Below are 19,644 nucleotides of genomic sequence, written 5' to 3' on the forward strand. Positions count from 1 at the left end.
TGACGGCGAACCTGGGTGGTACCAAATGTCTCGTGCAAAGTGTCCCGACATTCTCTCCTTCAAAAAATGAATCCCATGTCGAACAACGACCCTTTGATTTGGCAGGTGGACGCGTTCACCGACGTGCCTTTTGGTGGGAACCCAGCTGCCATTTGCCTCGTGCAGGAGTATCCGAGCGACGAGTGGATGCAGCACCTTGCCAGCGAGATGAATTTATCGGAAACAGCGTTCCTGGTTCCGTTGGCCGATCCGGCCGAATACCAGTTGCGATGGTTCACTCCCAATGTCGAAGTGGATCTGTGTGGCCACGCAACGCTCGCGGCAGCGCACGTGCTGTGGGAACAAAATCGCGTGGAAGAACGCGTTGTGATTCGTTTTCAAACCCGAAGCGGTGAACTTGCTTGTTCACGAAGTGCATCGGGGATCACGCTGGATTTTCCTCACGCACCCTTGTCGGCACTGGACGATTCGAAACTGGAATCACAACTGAAGGCGGCCATGGGGATCGAACAGGCTGAGGTTTGGAGGACACCGTTTGATCTGTTGATGGTGGCGGAATCGCGTGAGGCGGTGATGGGGTTGCAGCCCGATTTTTCATTGTTGACCGCCATTCCGACTCGTGGTGTGATTGTGACGGCAGCAGAGAGTGACGCTGATTTTGATTTCGTCTCTCGGTTCTTTGCCCCTGGCTGTGGCATTGAGGAAGATCCCGTGACAGGATCCGCACACTGTTGCTTGGCCCCGTATTGGGCGCCGCGTTTAGGGACCAACACCTTGGTCGGTTACCAAGCGTCTCGACGCGGTGGAAGGGTTCGATGTGAGGTTGTCGATGATCGTGTGCGTTTGACTGGCAAGGCAGTGACTGTTTTGGAAGGTCGTTTGAAAATCGAAGTTTCTGGAAGGTGATTGAATTGAAGTTGCGTTCATTTCGAAACGAGGATGCTGTCGGATGCTGGCATCTTTTTCATGACACCGTGCATCGAGTGAATGGTCGGGATTATTCCCAGGAACAGCTGAACGCGTGGGCGCCGGAGGAGGTGGACCTGGAAGCTTGGACCGATCGGTTTCAAAATCGCGTGGCCTTGGTGGTGGAGTCGGATTCGAAGCTGATTGGATTCGCAGACATGACCCGCGACGGGCACCTGGACCGACTGTTTGTCTCGGCGGATCATCAACGACAAGGTGTCGCAAAGTTGATTTGGACCGGACTTCGCAAGCATGTTCGACGTTTGAACTGTGAAACTGTTTCTACCGAAGCCAGCGTCACCGCGAAACCTTTTTTTGAATCAGTTGGGTTTCAGGTGCGCCAGCGTCAGGAAGTGATTTGTCGCGGCGTCTGCCTGGTCAACTTCCGCATGCAATGGCGGGGGGACCAATTCAACGAGGCGACGTGAATTGGACTGCCGTTTCCTCACTGTCGGTACCATTGGAACCTCACCTGGTTTGGGAGGGGATTTCTGCCGGAAGAGGGGAGGATTCCTTGGCATTTTGGATGCAAGTCGCCGATTCATGAACCATGTTGTTGAAGTTGCTTCGGTCGTTTGCGAGCGAAGCATTTGGGGGCACCAGAACAATTTCAACTGCTTGGACGTGAAGGTACGCGCAGTTGTTGACGATTGCCCCAAGGATTCATTGATGACGCCGTCCTCTTTACGTGAAGAGCTCAAGAAAAAGGGGCCGTTCCAATCCCTCGAGCAAGAGGCCATGCTGGGGATTCTCCGTACCAGCGATCTGCTTGAAAATCGCTTGGCTCGCCTGCTACGAAAGTATGGGCTGACGCCGTCACAGTACAACGCGATGCGCATTATGCGTGGCGAAGGCGAACCAATGCCTTGCTTGGAAGTCGCCGATCGGATGATCCAGGTGGCACCCGCAATCACCCGTGTGGTCGATCAATTGCTCCATCGAGAGTTGGTCCACAAAACGCAATCCAGCCAGGACCGCCGAGTCTTTTTGGTTGGTGTGACGGAGGAGGGCCTCGCCTTGCTCCGACAATTGGATGAGCCGATCCAGAATTTGCATCGCGAATTGTTGGGGCATGTCAGTGCGGAGGATCTTCAAACGCTGAATCGAATTCTGCATATCGCCCGTGGAAGTGTGTCGGAGTAGTCTTGCTTCGATGTGTGCCGACCGGTTGGGATTTTCTGTGACGGATCGATCAGGCACGCTCAAGGCGCTCGGCACGGTTCATTTTGCGTTGAGGGTGGTTTGAAACTCCCAATCGATCCAACCTCTGATAAAGTTTCTTGTTTGAACGGCGGTTTTTTGGTTCAACTGCAACTGGTTCCAAGGTGCGGCAGGGTGTGCCACGAAATGGCGTCCATTCAATCGTGCCGCTGATTTAGAACAACATGACTGAACAACGTGACCCCGACGAAACTCAGACTCGGATTGCCAAGCTGATTGCCGATGCGCGATCGGGGGACCAAAACGCGTTGGGGGAATTGCTGGACAGTTACCGAAAATTCGTCAAGTTTTTGGCGCGATCCGGTTTGCACCATCATTTGCAAGGCAAAGCCGATCCGTCGGATTTGGCGCAGGAGGTTTGTATTGCGGCGCATGAGAACATGGCCGATTTTCGCGGCCAAACACCGGAGGAATTCGCGGGTTGGTTGCGAGGCATCCTGCAGAACATTTTGGCGATGCACTTGCGAAAGTACTTGGGGACAAAGAAACGCGATCCACGATTGGAGCAGAATTTGAATGCCAGTTTGGCGAACGCTTCCGGGTTCTTGCAATCAAAGATCGCCGCGGATGTGACCTCACCAAGTCAACACTTCGCTCGCAACGAAGCTTTCCTGCAACTGGCGGAGGCGATTGAGACGCTGCCTGAACACTACCGCGAGGTCATCGTTCTGCGTCATGTTGAAGGGATGTCTTTCGCAGACGTCGCGAAGACAATGGGAAAGAGTGTGGACAGTGTTGAAAAACTCTGGGTACGTGGACTTGCGAAATTGCGAACGATCATGACGTGAGTGTGTGAGAGGCCGAGCTGCAGACGACCAATTGAACGAAGAGGGAAATATGGCCACTTTCGATGAAACCAATGACAACGGCGTGGTCGCTGCGGTCAAGGATTACATGCAATTGCTTGATAGCGGGAAGGCTCCTTCGATCGACGCATTCGTGGCTGATCATGCCACCATCGAAGTCGAGTTGCGTCCGGCACTCGAAGGGCTGGCCATGCTCCATGGCGTCGGGGCACCGTCTGAGTCGCCCGTGAACGCGGTGGGGCCCGATGCCGAATTCACTGCCAAACCGATCGGTGATTTTCAAATCGTCGGTGAACTTGGCCGCGGAGGGATGGGCGTGGTCTACGAGGCCATCCAGCTCTCGCTCGGTCGCAAGGTGGCTCTCAAAGTGCTGCCGTTCGCCAGCGGTCTGGACGAAGTGCGTTTGCAGCGGTTCCGCAACGAAGCTCATGCGGCAGCGGCTCTGCACCACACCAACATCGTGCCCGTCTACGCCGTCGGCAGCGATCGTGGTGTGCACTACTACGCGATGCAGATGATTGAGGGACGCACACTGGCCGACGTGATCGACGAGATGCGGCAGAAGTCAGAGCAAGGCAAAACGGATGACACCGTGCCGTTCCGAGAAGAAGTAGGAACTGCTCCAACTCGACTGAACAACACGACTTCGATGGGCACTTCGCTGGGCCGGCGGCGGTACTACGAATCGGCGGTGCGGATGGCCTATGACGCTGCGATCGCAATCGAACACGCTCACCAGTACGGTGTGATCCACCGAGACATCAAACCGGGGAACTTGTTGATTGATGGTGCCGGCAAGGTCTGGGTCACCGATTTTGGTTTGGCACACATTGAGTCCGACACGAACAATCTGACTCGGACCGGCGATCCGATGGGGACGTTGCGGTATGCCTCGCCCGAACAAGCGTCTGGCAACCGAATGATTTTGGACCATCGCACCGACGTGTATTCGTTTGGTGTCACGCTATACGAATTGTTGACGTTACAGCCCGCCATTCAGGGCGAAGGTTTTCGCGATTTGCTCAATGCCGTGATCGAGGTGGAACCACCGTCTCCGATCTCAATCGCACCAAATCTGCCCACAGAGCTGGACACGATTGTTCGCAAAGCGATTGCCAAGCAACCGTCCGAACGCTACGCAACGATGAAGGATCTCGCGGATGATATGCAGTGTTGGTTGGATGACAAACCCATCCAAGCCAAACCGCCGACGGCACTTGAGCGATTGGCGAAATGGCGTCGCCGCAACAGCGGACTGGTCACTGCGGCCTTCGGAATGTTGTTCATTGCATCGGTTGCGCTGCTGGTGACAACGCTGTTGGTCTGGGAAGAACAAAGGAACACGAAACACGCCCTCGATCGCGTGACAAAAGAACGCCAGTTAGCCGAAGAGAGTTTTCAGCAGGCACGCGCCGCCGTGGATGCTTTCAGCACCTTGAGTGAAAGCGAGTTGGCCTATCGTGGTGACCTCCAAGACCTTCGCCGGAGCTTCTTGGAAACCTCTCTGTCGTTTTACCGAGATTTCTTGGAACTCCGTGCCGATGATCCTGCGCTCAAAAGCGATTTGGCACTGACTTCGGATCGCGTGGAAGCGATGGTGGAAGAGCTGCAGCTTCTTGAGAAAATTGGACCGCTGATGCAGTTGGCAGAAACCTCGGTTCAGAAAGAGTTGGGCATCGATCGTGAGAAAGCGGATGCAATCACGGAGGCCATCCGGTCTTTGCAAACGCAACGTCAGTCCTTGGCCAACCAGAACCCTGGGAATCTTTCCGAAAGCAACGAGGATATGACGTTGTTGCTCAACGCGTTCAATACTTTCCTGACTGGGAGATTGACCACGAGTCAACTTGAGCGGTTGCGACAAATCGCTCGTCAGCGACGGTTGCCATTCACGTTCAAATCCGCTGAGGTCGTCGCGGCGCTCAACCTCACAAGAGAGCAGCGTGCCAAGATCAATCAAATCATCCAAGAAACGCGACCTCCACGAGGAGGTCGATTCGACGACGGCCGCGGACCTCGGGATCACAACGACGGACGTCGCGGGCAAGGGCCTCGTGGATCAGATGGAATGCGCGGTGGTCCCGATATTGGGCCGGCTGTCGATGATCCACGGTCCCCTGGTGGTCGCCCTGATGAATTTGGTGGTCCGCCTGAGATGAATGGACCGCCTAGCTTTGGTTTTGGTGGACCTCCCGAGTTCAGCGGCCCCCCAGAATTCAACGGGCCGCCTCGTGATATGTGGCGGTCTGAGGCGACTCGGGTCACCGTGGGGCAGATCCTTGAGATCCTGACACCAGAACAGCGTGAGAAATGGGACGCCTTGATCGGCGACCCGTTTTGGCAATGATTTCCCGGCTGAGTGGATCGAAGATTGCCCAGTTTGACTAAAAGGTACCTGACACCTTTTTGGGAGGTTGAATGCGGATTTTGGTGCTGACGGTGGGGACGCGAGGGGATGTACAGCCGTATGTCGCGTTGGCCGGTGGGCTGAAGGAGGCGGGGCATGTGGTGCAAATTTGTACCTGTCAGGTGTTCGAAGGGTTCATTCGCTCGCACGGGATCGACTACGCTCCACTGAACAATGACCTCCGCGATTTCATGGAATCCGATGAGGGACGATCGGCCATGGAAACCACCACCAACCTGTTTCAGATGGTTCGGGCTGGCATTCGGCTGATGCCGAAACTCACCGACATGATGCACCGCCAAGTCAACGAAATGTGGACGGCGGCGGAGGCCTTTGAGCCGGATTTGATTCTGTTCCACAAAAAGGCGATCGGCGCAGAAGATTTTGCCGAACGTCTCGGTTGTCGTTGTGCCCTCGCGTTTTATTTGCCGCTCTATGTGCCCACGGGCGAGTCGCCAGCGTTTGGATTCCCACGCTTGCCGCTCGGGCGTTGGTACAACCGCGCGACCTATCGCCTCATCGAATTCATCTCGCGTCGCAGTGGCGCTCGGTTCGTGGGAAAATGGCGGCGATCTCAAGGAATGACGGCGAAGCGTCCAGCGTACTTTCGTCACGCGGGTGGCAGCCCGGTCGCCGCTTTGCATGCTTACAGCCCCTCCGTGATTCCGAGACCCTGCGATTGGCCGGATCACGCGACAGTGACGGGCTATTGGTTCCTGGATGCATCGACCGAATTCATACCTGATCCAACCCTGGTGAAGTTTCTTCAACAAGGACCACCACCGATTTACGTTGGCTTCGGCAGCATCTTCGGACGCGACCCGCGAGCGACTGCGGAGCGTGTCATCGAAGCGGTTCGGTTGTCTGGTCAACGTGCGCTGTTGGCAGCGGGCTGGGGAGGCATGGACCTGAACAAGTTCGATTTACCGGAGACGATGCTTTCCATCGATGCAGTTCCACATGATTGGTTGTTCCCCCAAGTCTCCGCGGTGGTTCACCATGGAGGCTGCGGGACCACCGCAGCCGGACTCCGCGCCGGACGTCGCACGATCATCTGTCCATTCTTTGGTGATCAACCCTTTTGGGGGCGTGTGGTTCAGGATCTCGGTGTCGGCCCCCAACCGATCCCACAACGAAAGCTGACACCCAAGCGGCTTGCCAATGCCATCTCTCAAACGATGGAGGATCGTGAGATGGAAGTCAGGGCGGACCAACTTGGCAAACCAATTCGATCGGAATCGGGCGTGCAGAACGCCGTGCGATTCATCGATGAACTGAGTGTTTAATCAGCTCACAGCGTTTACGTGGCATGGATCTCTCGATCGTTCCAACGCGTGTTGGATGGGCACTCTTGCCCGTCAGAGTTGTGGGTGTCGGCCAAGAGTGGCCAACCTACAACAAAATCAAGAGGCTGGTGAGCGAGGGAATGGACGTTACTCCCTTCCTCGCTGACGCTTCGGGTTATGATTGTGCGCTCGTTGTCGCGGTCCATTTTGGAGCTTTCGCGGTTGATCATTTCAGTCTCTCGTTGCTGCATCCCCTTTTGATGATCCGAACCCTTTTGTTGAGTCTGTTTGTCTCGGTTCCTGTCCTGACAGTCGCGAGCGAACCAGTGCGGTGGTCGGCTGATTCAACGCAATCGAGTGTCGTCGCAACGCACGGCAAAGCAGAAATCGGTGCCGGGATCGAAGGTGAGAGCTGGTTGCTCAACGGGCAAACCGTTCTGGAGCCGCAGGGGGCACGCGACGTTTTGGAAACGGGGGAGCATTCGATTGTTGTTTGGGTGAACCCCTACCGCTTGGATTCTGGCCAACAGATCATCGCGGCCAAGAATCGTTATTCGTTGGATGAACGCGAGTGGTCGCTGATGCTGGATCGCAATCACCGATTCAGCCTCTATGTTCATCAAAATGGATGGCGAACCATTTCTGGTCCTGTGCCTGAACTCGGCCATTGGTACCAACTCTGCTTGGTGATGAAACCTGACCAGGTTGAGTTGTATGTCAACGGTCAACTTTCTGGATCGGTGAAGCTGGATCGGCCCGTTCAACCCACCGATGCGCCGCTGACGTTGGGGGGAGTGAACGACGACGGGATTGCCCGGCAAACCTGGTATGGCGCGATCGATGAGGTTCAGCTAATGCCCCGAGCGTTGTCGTCCAAAGAAGTGGCCGCGTCCTATCATCCGGTCGGTTTGGTTCATGATATTCCGACCCCTCCCCCACCGTTCCCACTGTGGGATGAGAACTCACCGTTGGCCCCGGCCAATGATCTGCTGGAAGTTGCCAACGTCGACTTCCATGTGATCAAAAAATGGGACAAGCCCCGCGATGGATACACGTTCTTGCACGGGGTCGCGTTTGCTTGGCATCAAGGGAAGTTGTTTGCTTCGATCGGTCACAACCAAGGGGACGAAAACACGGTGACCGAGGAGGCGCAGTACCGAGTGAGCGAGGATGAAGGAAAGACATGGGGGCCGCTGCAAATCATCGATGCAGGGGACGAGGACAACCTCGCTGTCAGTCACGGGGTGTTCCTCTCACACGGGCGAACCTTGTGGGCATTCCAGGGGGCTTACTATGGGCGGATGGACAACATTCACACGCGAGCCTATCAGTTGGATGATTCCACGGGGAAGTGGAAGTCACTGGGTGTGATCATCGAACAGGGGTTTTGGCCCATGAACCAACCCGTTCGGATGGACGATGGCAATTGGATCATGCCGGGATTCCTTGGCAGGCGTTATTCGGGGGACGATGTGTTCCCGGCGGCGGTTGCGATCAGTCGCGGGGCTGACTTCACCCAGTGGGATTTGGTGAAGATTCCTGTGGAGCCCTCCGTTCATCGAATGTGGGGTGAATCCAGTTTGTGGGTGGACGGCCCAACCGTTTTCAACGTCGCCCGCTACGGTGGTGACGCCAAGGCTTTGGTCGCCAAGAGCGACGACTATGGTCGGACTTGGTCATCCTCGGCGATCAGCAACCTGCCGATGGCAACGTCCAAACCCGCGGCCGGTGTCCTGAGCAACGGCCAAAGGTACTTGGTCTGCACAACCGCTGCTAAGAACGGTGGCAAGCGGTCGCCATTGACCATTGCCGTTTCGCGTCCTGGCGAAAATGTGTTTTCCAAGGTGTTTGTCATTCGACGATCGATGAACGGGGGCGCGCCCGGTGAATCAGCCCCGAGTTTGAGTTTGTCGTATCCATGTGCGCTGGAACATGACGGCAAACTGTATGTTGGGTACTCCAACAACGGTGGTCGCCGTGCCAACCAGAACAGCGCCGAGATGGCTGTGTTGCCACTGGAGTCACTTCAGGTCCCGTGAAGTTTGGCCAGTCGGTGGTCAGATTGGTTTGGTGGCGACCGATTCGACAGTTGGGATCGCGTTCAGAGCAGCGATCAGTTGGCTGGCATCGGTGTCATCTTGCGGTTGATAGCGATAGACGAGTTCCAGCGACCCACCACGGCGAGCTGTTTCTGCAGAAAGGAGCTGGTAGCTCTTGGTCAGACGTTTCAGTTCGGCGTCCCAACTGCCGACGGAATGCAGGCCCACCTTGAGTGTCAATCGCCACTGGGGGCCATCTGTCAACGGCAGTTTTTTGGGCAGGGATGCGGAGCTTCCGCCGTTGAACTGTGTCGCCCAAGCGAGTGTGATCAAACCCAAGAACGAGACCCAGTATTGTCCGGCTCCGATCGCCATGCCGACGACCACCGCTGCCAAGACGAAGGCCACGTCTCGTGTGGAGGACACCGCGGCCCGAAATCGAACGATCGAAAGAGCGCCTACCAAACTGAATGCACGCGCGATGTTGTCGCCGATGATTTGGGTCGCCATGGCGATCAACACGCTCATCAGCACCAGGGTGAGCGTGAGCTGATTCGGCGAGTCGTGGGGCGATTTGATCCGCGCGATCAAAGCCACCACCCAGCCGCACAACCAAGCCAACGCAAGTCGTGTTGCCAGCGTTGGCAAGTTGGCATCCACTTGGGTGGAGACAGAAGGAAGCCATTCAGGCATGCGTCAGGGTCTCGTTTCGGGAATGCAAGTCAGCAGGTGCGGTGTTCGGAGTGTCAAACACTGGAACAGCCTGATCCAGGTTCCAACAGCGGATGGCGGCACGGTACTTGGAAAATCCTGTCACCGGAATTGGGAATTCACGCAGCAGTTCTTTGAAACGATGCGGCATGATTCGATGGAACTTCAGCTCGAGAATTTCGAGCGGCGTCGCTTTCACCCGTTGCGAACGATCTGACGAGGCATCTTCGGATGCCACTTCCCACTCAGACGCTGGGCTGGCGTGCAGTTGGCTGTCGATGGTCAAACGCATGTTTTGACCTTGTTCCGTGCCCATTCGAGCGAATCGTCGATAGTGGACTTGAATGGTCGGGCGAAGTTGACGCTCAGTGGCTTGGTCGCAGAACCAATCGCCGAACCAAGGCGTGGAGGTGGAATCGTCGTCCTTCTGCTCTGGGATGTCATCCAGGCCAATCAAGGCCTGCAACACTTCCTGTTCGGGGCCAGCGGATCGAGTCTTTTGGACCTCGCTCTTTTTCTTGGATTTGCTTTCCAACCAAAGCTGAGCTTCGCGGCCATAACGTCGAACCCGATACTTCCGTCGCCCGATCACTCCGGTCTGATGAAACAGATCCAGCTGTTGAGTGTCCAGGTACAGCGTGTTGACGTCGTAGCTGTCCCCCGTTTCGCAGTGAGGGTCCGCGGCGAGATGTTGACGGGCCCACTGTTTGACTTCCGATGCCAAACTGGGATCCAGTTGATATTTCAGTTCGATTCGCTTGTCGTTCATGACTGGATTGAATGCTGGAAAATGATTTTTGGGTCGCAACGCCTCGCGGTCACAACAGGGGCTTCCGCGAGGCGTCGATTGCAATGACGTCTTGACGCTACTTCAGCAGGAATTCGCGACGCCCATCGGCGAAGGCTTTCAAGTTCATCGCACCATGGCCGCGGCTCGGTGCTTCCGATTGGCCGGAGACATCGGTGGCACTGGTCATCGCTTGGAATGATTCCAACGTTCCCAGTTTTCGCGTGTCGACTTCCAACAGCGGTTCGATCAATTCTGCTTGTGCCTGAACGAACGGGCCGATGGTCTTCCAGTCCAAAGAGTTTTCCGCGAGTTGGCGAACTTTCGCGAGGTAGGCATCGCGGTACTGTGGGACTGCGAGCACTTTGCTGCGAAGCGGTTTGGTCGGATCTTCCAGGCCAATCAGCGGATCCAAACCAAGCGGAGACGTGGTTGTTTCGGGACCGGGACGGTTTGCATCGCGGGGACCGTTCTGGTTTGGGCCAGCAAATCCACGAGGTCGATCTGCATCACGAGGTCCATCTGCATCACGAGGCCCATCGAGTCCTCGGGGACCGCCAAACTCACCGGGGCCACCAAAGCCACCTGGTCCACCGCGTCCACGATCACCTCGCCCGCCCGGGCCACCACGACCTCCAGGTCCGCCGGGGCCACCAGGTCCGCCCGCAGCACGGAAGGCTTCGTTCATGTCGTGTGGGATGAAGTGGAACACGTCGTCTTTGTCCAGCACGATGCTGTAGTCACTCGCTCGGATCCAGTAGCCGTCCGAGTTGATCAAGGCATTGTCCAGAGCGAGGAACCAGAGCAATCCGTCGACGTTGACCATGGGTTCCAAGGCCGCGGGGAGTTCATTGGCTGGGGTTTGTTCGAGCACACGGCACAGATCGACCAGACGCTGAAGGTCTTTGTCATTGCCGGACTTTTGTTCGAAAGGATGGCGGTAGTTTTCCAGGTCTTCGCCGCGGTATTCCAGTCCACCGCCACCGCGAGGCGAACCGCTGACTTTCCAGCGTGCCCCTTTGGCACTGCCAAAGTTTCGCTTGACAAAGTCTTTGTTGAATTGCTCGACGTTGGTGTACACGCCCCAGTCTTCGCCGTTTATGACAACGCGAACGAAGTTGGCACGGGGAGCAGGAATGTGTTGGTTGGCAATGTGCGAGTACAGCACGGTGCTCATCATGGAATCGTCGCTCGCGCCGTTGAGCAGGTTCAGGGTTTTGTAGCCTCCGATCCGTTGGTCTTCGTTGGCCATGTCGACCGAGATGTTGAGCGATCGTTTGTAGCCTCGTGGGACCATGCCATACGACGAGGCACCTCGGAAACTGATGCCGCAGTCGGGATAAGATCTGCCATCGATCGTGATCGTGGCGGGGACTTCGACGTCGGTGCTGTGGAAGGTCTCCATCTCTTCTTCCCAGTCATCTGTGCCGAAGTCCAAGAACACGGTGCGAACGATCTGAGGATCGTAAAGATCGCCGTCGACTGGGGTGACGGATTCTTTGGTGATGGTTTGTCCGGGCGTGGGCTCGGGACGATCACGATTCATTCCGGGAGGTCCACCGCCACGTTGGCCACGACCGCGACGGGCTTCGTCGCCTGGGGGGGGGCCGAAGTCCGATGGAGGCCCAAATCCGGGGCCCGGACCAAAGCCTTGTGGCGGACCGAATCCGCCACGGCCACCTTCGCCTCGTTCACGCCCTCCTTCGAGGCCGCGACCTTCCCCGGGACCACGTCCTTCCCCCGGGCCGCGAGGTCCACCAGGGCCACCGAAACCTTGCTGAACGGGGTTGGCGGCGAGAAATTCGCGAGCTTCCTTGCGTTCGGAATCGTTCAACCAAGCGTTGCCGTCCGCGTCAAATTTCTCGACGAGTTCTTGGTCGGGTTGGTCTGGACCGCCGGGGCCACCAGGACCCATTCCAGGCGGTTGAGCTTGGATGTTGGGCGAACAACCGAGGCCGCCGATCAAGGCGACTCCAGAGAACAGCAAGGCTGCGGGGCGAACGAGCGGGAAACGGAGCATTCGAGATACCTGGCGAACAAGACTGGAGACCACGGGCAGAAAGCCTTCACCAGACCAGTTGTGTTCCGGATTCGAATCCGCCGCATAAAACGCGAAAAAGTTTCCAATGAGAAACGAGCGGCCACGAAGTGGCTGGCACATCCCTTGCTTTGGAAAGGCATCCGGCAAGACAGAGAGCGTTTCCTCCCCTTCGATCACTGAGAAACACAAATGCTTTGGGATTCCAATCCAGCACGTCACACTTCCGCTCGCCGGAAATTTCGCCTCGGTCGCCGGGTTTTTGTCACAACCTGTGCGGCAGCGATCATCAGTTTGCCCGCTTACGGCCAAAAAGCCGAGTCGACGGCGGGGAATCAACCGATCAGCAAAACAGAGCAGCTTCGCCAGCAGATCGTCGACAAGGGACTCGCCTTCCTCGCCAAAGAGGGGCAGTCCGAGCAAGGGACTTTTTCGGACAAAGTTGGTCCAGGCGTGACGGCATTGGCGATCACATCGGCGCTGCGGAACGGCCAGTCGATCGATGACCCGATGGTTGCCGAGGGATTGAAGGCACTCGAAGGCTACGTCAAACCAGACGGCGGCATCTATGGCAACGGGCGTCTGAAAAACTACGAGACTTGTGTCGCGATGGTGTGCTTCGCCGAAGCCAACAAGACCGGCAAGTACAACGAGATTCTGAAGCGAGCCAAAGGGTTCGTGACCGGAATCCAATACGGCGCTGGAGCCCGTGACCCATCCGACCCCTGGTACGGCGGCGTCGGCTACAGCGGTGCTGGACGACCTGATTTGTCGAACACCGCGTACATGATCGAAGCCTTGCGCGCCGTGGAAACTCCGGCCAGTGACCCTGCGATTCAAAGTGCGTTGGTGTTCATTTCGCGATGCCAGAACTTGGACAGCGAGTTCAACGACACGCAGTTTGCTAACAAGGTCGATGACGGCGGGTTCTACTACGAAATCCCGACGACCAAGATTGACCCGAGCACGTCGGAAGAACGCTTCACCCCCAACGGCGGACTACGCAGTTATGGCTCGATGGGATACACGGGGCTCAAGAGCATGATTTTCGCCGGTCTGACCAAGGAGGATCCTCGTGTCAAAGCGGCTCAACAGTGGATCCAGGATCACTACAGCGTCGAAAAGAATCCCGGCATGGGAACCGCCGGTCTGTATTACTACTACCACACCTTCGCGGCCGCACTCGATGCAGCAGGACTAAAAACCGTTGCCGATTCCGATGGCGTAGAACATGACTGGAAGGCCGATTTAGTCGCTGAGCTAGCGGAACGTCAAAACGAAGATGGGTCGTGGAGCAATGACAACCAGCGGTGGTTCGAAAACGACAAGAACCTTGCGACCAGCTTCGCGTTGATGGCGTTGGGGCACTGCCGGTGACTTTCCGTTGAAGCAAAGCTTACTGACGAATCGATTGCAATCGAAAGAGACGGTCCCCGTGGGAAAACCATCACAATGGCTGTGGGGGATCCAGGTCGCGGCATTCAGCATGCTTGTGATTTGGGCAGCCGTGGATCCTTCATTTGAGCCCTTGGTCCACGGCAATTGGTTTTCGAGCGGATGGATGTCAGCCAATCCAATTCGCTGTGTGGGGATCGTTCTGATTGCGATCCTGGCCGTGGGAAGCCTGCTGGGGTGGATGGTGCAATTCTTTGCGAGGTCGTCGTCGATGATTCATCGTCGATCCTTGGCGCAGTTGTTGGCGGTGGCAACGTTGGCCGCGTTTTGGTGTGCACTCGCGATCCACCTGGATACGATCGCTTGGCAAGGCAAACGGGCGAGATTTGCCTGGCGTGTTCAGGAACTCGAACGCATCGCGGCGCCTCTACGTGAGCAGTGGCCGCAGCGCGATGGTGAACTGCCTGCGATCGGACCGTTCATGGCGTATCCCTTTGGACGCCCGACCACATTGGTTCTGTTGCAAGCACCTCCCGTGGCCAAACGGTCGGTGTATGTCAGCGCGATCGAGTCTCAGAACGGTGCGATCAAGCTGCAGCTGACTGGAACCGACGGGGGTGATTGGGCGGAGTGGCACCCGCGACAGAGTCGGCCGAGTTCATTTGTGGGGGGATTGTCCGACCCGCACGAATTGGAGGATGCGACTTCGATTGGTCACGGTTGGTACTTGGTTCGCTACCGAAGCTGAACTCACAGACTCGGTTGAGGAGTGCCGGCAAACTCTTCGACGAGAGCTTGCCAGTCTGACAATGCCATGGGATCGGCATCATCGACGTCGATCCGATCGTCGGTGGCCTTTGCGCCGCATTGTTGCAACCAGGCGTCGATTTGCCGGCCAAAGGCGCAGTATTCGTCGTAGCTGCTGTCACCGAGTGCCAGCACCGCGTAGCTCAGAGTGGACAAGTCATGCTGAGTGGACATCACGTCTTCGGCGAACTCGCAGGCGTGAGCGGGCGGTTCACCCTCCCCTGCGGTGCTTGCCAAAAGGAATGCTTGTCGAGTCGTTTGCAAGCGTTCCACCGAAATCGAATCAAGCGGCAGCAGTTCAGCGAACTTGCCTGCCCCACGAAGCAATTCCAAGGTCTGTTGAGCAAGTTCCTCAGCGAACCCGGTTTCACTGGCGTAGATCACCAGCACGGGATCGTCGTCGAAGCTCCTGGACGGAACTTCAGGGAGCACCTGACTGCAAGTCATCGGCGTTGCTTTCACTGGCATGGTCTTGAGGGCTGAGCTCCCTCGAAACGACCAAACGCACAGCAAGCCATAGGCGGCAAGCGAACCTGCCGCCGCCCACCAACGAGAGGCACTCGGTGGTGCGATCCACCAAGTGCCTTCCGTCCAATGTGCCAAACCCCAGGCGGCGAAGACAAGTGCCGCGAGGAAAATGGTGTTGACCTTCGAGATCATTGAGGCAGGACTTCGAATGTGCCCGCGTAGCTCATCCGGCGACCGGAAGCATTTTCGATCTTGGTCTCGTCGTCTTGATGACTGGTTTCGATCCAGTGCATGCCCGGTTCGGCCCAAGTGATTTGAAACTCGCCCTCTTCGTTGGTCGTGACATTGAGTTCCTCTTGCGAATTGCGGTATCGGGTTCCGCCTTGGATCACAACGATTTCCATGTCCTTCTGAGGTTGGCCGTTGACCAAGAAACGGAAGGTTGCCGTTTCGCCCGCATACAAGTCGTTGGGATGCGTGACAGGGATCAGCTCGATGCCTTTTCCAACTGGCTGCAACGCTTCTTGTGACGGTGCACCATTGGTGACGAACGTTTCGACCCGTCCGAAGCTTTCAGTGATGCGAAGGTTGTCTGCGTCGGCGGGAACTTCACTTGCGATGGCATCAGCGCTTCCACGCCAACGACGTCGTTCGCCGTTTTCCTCCCAGCTTGCAAAGGCCCCATCGTTGACGACTGCAACGCGATAGGTGCCACGTTGGGTCAGGGGCAGATCGAACACGCTGCGGTACTTTCCGGTGGATTGGTTCTGGGCTTCCGCTTCGGTTCCATCAGGAGCGGTGATGACCAGATTGTCCAGTCGCAATGGAAAGTGGTTGAAGTAGAACAAGTCATTGGAGACAGCCGCGTCGACGGTCAGCCAGGGCTCGGGGCCCGAGAAAACGGTTTGGGATGGCAGCAACCAAACCTTGTGCGCGTAGGATGCGCTTGGAACGGCAGCGAGCAAAAAGACAAACGAAAGAAGCAAGCGGTTCATGATTGATCTCGTGTAGCGAGGAAGGGTTACTTGGTGGGGGGAATGACAAACGTGATTTCGCCGAGTTCTTCTTTGCCGGCGGCCTTCAGCTTTTGAGTCGTCTTGGAAGGCCATTCAAACGGCAGTTCCAACACTTCGCGGCCGCCGACTTCGCGTGAAGCCTCGACCATCAGGCTGTACTTGCCCGCGGGCAACTTTGAAAAACGTTGGTTGGCATCGTTGAACATCAGCTCGTGCTTGCCGGCTGGGCGTGTCGCGCTCGAGACGCCGTCCACGGGCATTTGCAAGGAACGTCCGGAGCGACGCCACCATTGACGCAGGTCCGGCAGCCACTTGGTGCCTTCGCCTTCGCCCGATTTGGTCAGTTGGTACCAAACGGCCAAGTTTGCGACGCACTTTCGGTTTTCGTCTTGGATCCAGATCGCGACGTAAGGCCGGTGGTATTCCGAAACGTTCAACCGTGGGATTTCGACGGTGGCTTGCCAGTCTTCAGCGGTTGCTTGGCAAACGCCGAGCAATGTGATGCCGAGCATCAACGCAATTCGGTTCAGCATGGAAAGAAGGTCGTGTTTCAAAGGGAAGGAAAGTGTTCAGTGAATCAACAAAACAGCAAGCAGGAAGGGAAGGAACAATCCCAGGCCAACCAGTGGCCAAGTCATTTTTCGACGTCGAGCGTGTTCCACCAACAACAGCAAACCCGTGAGACAGAACACCAAGGTGGCAATTGCGAAAAGATCCAAAAACCATTTCCAGGCTGCCCCGGTGTTGCGCCCTTTGTGCAAATCGTTGAAGTAAGAAATCCAACCTCGCTTGGTTGATTCAAATTCGAACTCACCAATTTCACGATCGATGGCCAGCCACGCGTCGGAACCGGGACCGGGCATCGAAAGGTAGACTTCCTCTTCCGACCAATCCGCTTCTCGGCTTCCGATTGATTTGCCGGTTTGCTTGGTCAACCACTCGGCCAATTCAGGCGGCAAGGCGGCTGACTCTTCCTCTGTCGAATTCGCGAGCAAGGTCACAAGCTCTGGCGGCAAATCATCGATGACCGATTCGCGTTGCGGGTCAGTTTCGATTTGGGAAGCATGGTTCAGCGTGATGCCGGTGATCGCAAACCCCAACATCCCGATCAAGCAAACGGCCGAGCTGGTCCAGTGCCACAACACGACCATCCGCAAAGCGGCGGATGAGAATCCGGGCTTTCGGATGGTGGGCGTCGCAGACGTTTCGGCGGGAGGGGTGCTCATCAAGGTGTTGAATGCGGTCGAGGAATCAGTGGGACGAAATGGTCTCGACCTCGCGTCCCATTCGGGTCCAGCTGGCGTGCCAGACTTGCAAGTCGATCGAGTCGGTCACGGTTTGCACACTGCCGTCGGCCAAAGCGACTTTGACCAATCCCGTGTGGTTGCTGCGAGCGGCGGTGATCTTGGACGAACCGCGAACCAAGTCGGGGATGTTGCTGTTGGGTGACAAGCGGCCGTTGATGATCGGGCCGTTGGGAACGGTGCCTCGCAACCAATAGTGATTGCGGTCGCCATTCCAACTGGTGATGTAAGGCTGAACGTTCGCGATGTCGCCTGTGTCCGCGAGATTGGCGACTGCGGTGGTGACTTCGGATGACCCCGCGCGGGAAAATTGTGGGTCCATGGTGGGAGTCGGGGTGGCTGAATCCAGCCCGCCACCGATCAGAGTTTCTGCAAACACGATGGTGTGACTGGTGCCGTCCAAGATGTCGCGGAACTTGACCTTCGCATCGGTCCAGCACAGCCCGTCGGGTTCGCCGACGCTGGGGTGATAGACCCCGTCCAGTCCACTGCCTTGGTTCATCGCGTAGCTGGTGCCTGCAATCGGAATGCTGGCGCCCGATGGCATTGTCAGCATATGCACTTCCCCATTGATATCGCTGGGGCACTCGTAGGTCGGGACCCGAGTGCCAGCCGCTTCTTGCAAGCCTGCGGGCAAATCTGCGAGAGCGGGGTGACCCATGTAGATGTCGAAATCAATCAGATCTTGCAGTTGAGCTTGCTCAAGAAACGGCAAGATCTTGGCAAACGGTGAGTAGTCACTCGGGTATCCGCCGGTCCAACTGTAGCCGTTGTTGGGGAAGGCGCCGTTGTACGTCGATGCGTAGTTGTGAAGGCCCAGCCCAAGCTGCTTGAGGTTGTTGCTGCACTGCATCGAGCGGGCGGCTTCGCGAGCGGCTTGAACCGCGGGCAACAGCAAGCCAACCAGGACGCCGATGATCGCGATGACCACCAACAACTCCACCAGGGTGAAACCTTTGTGGCGAGCGGCGGGACGCGAGGAGCCAGCTTGATTCGTCTCGATAGAGATCGGTTCAAGGGGCATCGAAGAAGGAACGAAATGCGAACGGGACATTGGAAACTCCTGCCAAAAGGCACACATGGGACGGATCTACTTCAGCGGATCACATCTCACCACGGTGGTGAGATGGATCAAGAAGCGAAACGAACGTGGCTGGCTGGAGGGCATGAACCCGTTGCTGGCTGCGTCGACGAATCTACTATTGCGAGTCAGTCGCAATATGGTGCTGATTGATCCGGGTGGTTACAAGGGGGAAAACGGGAAGCGGGGGTGAGTTTTGAGCTTTTCAAAGCAATGCACGCGTTCCACAGTGGGAACAAGCGATGCCGTGGCAATTTGAATCAGGTCGATAGGGGCACTTCCTGGGCATCGCTTGAGACGATTTGCTGGTACCTGGCGGCGAGCGACTGAGCGTTTGTGCACTCTTTTGTCAGAAATTGGTTCACGATCTGGCCGTCTTTCAGGACGACGACGCTGTCCGCCCAGATCGCAACGCTGGGCTCGTGCGTGACCATCACAATGGTCCGTTGTTGTTGATCGCAGAGGTTTCGCAGCAGCTTGCAGATCGAATCACCGGTCACAGAATCCAGGCTTCCGGTGGGTTCGTCAGCGAAAACGATGGCCGGGTTGGTGATCAGCGAACGTGCGATCGCGACACGTTGCTGCTCGCCACCACTGAGTGCATCGGGACGATGGTGCAGGCGGTCTTCGATTCCCAATTGCAGCGCAAGTTCCTGCAGATCGGAATCGTTGGCCAAGCTCTCTCCTGCAGCGTAGAGCGGGAACAGAATGTTGTCCCTGGCTGAGAGCGATGGCACGAGGTTGAACGCTTGAAACACCAATCCGATCCGCCGCCGACGAAAGCAGGTGAGTTCATAGTCCGACAGCTCAGCGATGTTTTGCCCTTCAATCAGAACGGAGCCCGTTGTGGGGCGAGTCAGCCCGCTCATCAAGTGCAGCAAGGTGCTCTTTCCCGACCCACTGGCTCCCATGACGGCGACGAAGGATCCCGCTTCGACATTGAGGCTGACATCACGCAGCGCATCAACAGAGCGACTTCCCTGGCGATACGTTTTGGAGATGGACTGGACCGTTGCGGTGGTCGGACGAACCGTTTCAGAAAAAGACATCAGTGGCGTGATCGGTGGCATCAGGGACGGCGGCAAGAGGTGCTGAAACGAGAATCACCACTTCGATAAGCACGGGCCGTGCCACACTCATTGCGATCATTGATTGACGACGGGAGGGATCACGTTGAAACCAACGATTGACGGGATGCTTTGCGTTCGGGGGCTCAATCCAATCGGGATCGCGCGCGAGGCGTTGCAGACGCCATCGGCGAAATTGCCGTCGCCAGTGACCGAAATTCCATCGAGCTTGACGATGATCATGG

General features: G+C 56.8%; 19 protein-coding genes. 9 read left to right on the top strand and 10 right to left on the bottom strand.

Annotated elements, in window-relative coordinates; genetic code table 11:
- Positions 1–75 precede the first annotated feature (75 nt).
- The 7 genes from RISK_RS01815 to RISK_RS01845 all read left to right on the top strand — a co-directional run bounded on the left by RISK_RS01815 (position 76) and on the right by RISK_RS01845 (position 8,725).
- Entirely contained in the window at positions 76–906 is an 831-nt protein-coding gene (locus RISK_RS01815; RefSeq protein WP_047812542.1) for a PhzF family phenazine biosynthesis protein, read from the top strand.
- Between the two features lie 11 nt (positions 907–917).
- A complete protein-coding gene (locus RISK_RS01820) occupies positions 918–1,394 on the top strand; it encodes a GNAT family N-acetyltransferase (RefSeq protein ID WP_236695946.1) in 477 nt (158 codons plus the stop codon).
- A gap of 241 nt (positions 1,395–1,635) precedes the next feature.
- Positions 1,636–2,109 (top strand): MarR family winged helix-turn-helix transcriptional regulator, encoded by a 474-nt coding sequence (locus RISK_RS01825; protein WP_047812699.1) that lies wholly within the window; start codon positions 1,636–1,638, stop codon positions 2,107–2,109.
- Between the two features lie 242 nt (positions 2,110–2,351).
- Positions 2,352–2,975, top strand: a complete 624-nt coding sequence (locus RISK_RS01830) for a sigma-70 family RNA polymerase sigma factor (RefSeq protein ID WP_236695947.1) — start codon at positions 2,352–2,354, stop codon at positions 2,973–2,975.
- 31 nt (positions 2,976–3,006) lie between these two features.
- Positions 3,007–5,340, top strand: coding sequence for a serine/threonine protein kinase (locus RISK_RS01835; RefSeq protein ID WP_047812701.1), 2,334 nt, complete (start codon positions 3,007–3,009; stop codon positions 5,338–5,340).
- A gap of 71 nt (positions 5,341–5,411) precedes the next feature.
- On the top strand, positions 5,412–6,686 hold the full coding sequence (locus RISK_RS01840) for a glycosyltransferase (protein ID WP_047812543.1): 1,275 nt from the start codon (positions 5,412–5,414) through the stop codon (positions 6,684–6,686).
- Positions 6,687–6,946: 260 nt separating this feature from the next.
- The gene (locus tag RISK_RS01845; protein WP_047812702.1) at positions 6,947–8,725 is read left to right on the top strand and encodes a LamG-like jellyroll fold domain-containing protein; all 1,779 of its coding nucleotides are present in this window, start codon (positions 6,947–6,949) and stop codon (positions 8,723–8,725) included.
- A gap of 18 nt (positions 8,726–8,743) precedes the next feature.
- Here the strand turns inward: RISK_RS01845 and RISK_RS01850 are convergent, their stop codons facing one another.
- The 3 genes from RISK_RS01850 to RISK_RS01860 form a co-directional block, all read right to left on the bottom strand.
- Entirely contained in the window at positions 8,744–9,418 is a 675-nt protein-coding gene (locus RISK_RS01850) for a DUF4956 domain-containing protein (protein WP_047812544.1), read from the bottom strand.
- A complete protein-coding gene (locus RISK_RS01855) occupies positions 9,411–10,205 on the bottom strand; it encodes a polyphosphate polymerase domain-containing protein (protein ID WP_047812545.1) in 795 nt (264 codons plus the stop codon). The genes RISK_RS01850 and RISK_RS01855 overlap by 8 nt, the downstream gene beginning before the upstream one ends.
- A gap of 97 nt (positions 10,206–10,302) precedes the next feature.
- Positions 10,303–12,243, bottom strand: a complete 1,941-nt coding sequence (locus RISK_RS01860; protein WP_047812703.1) for a CotH kinase family protein — start codon at positions 12,241–12,243, stop codon at positions 10,303–10,305.
- Between the two features lie 210 nt (positions 12,244–12,453).
- On the opposite strand from RISK_RS01860, the gene RISK_RS01865 reads away from it, so the two are divergent.
- Both RISK_RS01865 and RISK_RS01870 read left to right on the top strand, forming a co-directional pair.
- A complete protein-coding gene (locus RISK_RS01865) occupies positions 12,454–13,638 on the top strand; it encodes a prenyltransferase/squalene oxidase repeat-containing protein (protein ID WP_047812546.1) in 1,185 nt (394 codons plus the stop codon).
- A gap of 109 nt (positions 13,639–13,747) precedes the next feature.
- Positions 13,748–14,404: a hypothetical protein gene (locus tag RISK_RS01870; protein WP_047812704.1), complete on the top strand. Its 657-nt coding sequence runs from the start codon at positions 13,748–13,750 to the stop codon at positions 14,402–14,404.
- 2 nt (positions 14,405–14,406) lie between these two features.
- Here RISK_RS01870 and RISK_RS01875 read toward each other — a convergent pair whose 3' ends face one another.
- The 7 genes from RISK_RS01875 to RISK_RS32070 form a co-directional block, all read right to left on the bottom strand.
- Positions 14,407–15,123: a flavodoxin domain-containing protein gene (locus tag RISK_RS01875; RefSeq protein WP_047812547.1), complete on the bottom strand. Its 717-nt coding sequence runs from the start codon at positions 15,121–15,123 to the stop codon at positions 14,407–14,409.
- Complete coding sequence (locus tag RISK_RS01880; RefSeq protein ID WP_047812548.1) at positions 15,120–15,926, bottom strand: DUF4198 domain-containing protein; 807 nt, start codon at positions 15,924–15,926, stop codon at positions 15,120–15,122. The genes RISK_RS01875 and RISK_RS01880 overlap by 4 nt, the downstream gene beginning before the upstream one ends.
- A 26-nt stretch (positions 15,927–15,952) precedes the next feature.
- The gene (locus RISK_RS01885) at positions 15,953–16,480 is read right to left on the bottom strand and encodes a DUF2271 domain-containing protein (RefSeq protein ID WP_047812549.1); all 528 of its coding nucleotides are present in this window, start codon (positions 16,478–16,480) and stop codon (positions 15,953–15,955) included.
- 36 nt (positions 16,481–16,516) lie between these two features.
- Positions 16,517–17,173: a PepSY-associated TM helix domain-containing protein gene (locus tag RISK_RS01890; RefSeq protein ID WP_047812550.1), complete on the bottom strand. Its 657-nt coding sequence runs from the start codon at positions 17,171–17,173 to the stop codon at positions 16,517–16,519.
- Between the two features lie 25 nt (positions 17,174–17,198).
- On the bottom strand, positions 17,199–18,275 hold the full coding sequence (locus RISK_RS01895) for a DUF1559 family PulG-like putative transporter (RefSeq protein ID WP_449314162.1): 1,077 nt from the start codon (positions 18,273–18,275) through the stop codon (positions 17,199–17,201).
- 317 nt (positions 18,276–18,592) lie between these two features.
- Positions 18,593–19,381: an ABC transporter ATP-binding protein gene (locus RISK_RS01905; protein WP_236695949.1), complete on the bottom strand. Its 789-nt coding sequence runs from the start codon at positions 19,379–19,381 to the stop codon at positions 18,593–18,595.
- Positions 19,382–19,477: 96 nt separating this feature from the next.
- Positions 19,478–19,642 carry a hypothetical protein gene (locus RISK_RS32070; protein ID WP_160311388.1) on the bottom strand — a complete coding sequence of 55 codons (165 nt, stop codon included), beginning with the start codon at positions 19,640–19,642 and terminating at the stop codon, positions 19,478–19,480.
- Positions 19,643–19,644 lie beyond the last annotated feature (2 nt).

It is taken from the genome of Rhodopirellula islandica (assembly GCF_001027925.1).
GTDB classification, from domain to species: Bacteria; Planctomycetota; Planctomycetia; order Pirellulales; family Pirellulaceae; genus Rhodopirellula; species Rhodopirellula islandica.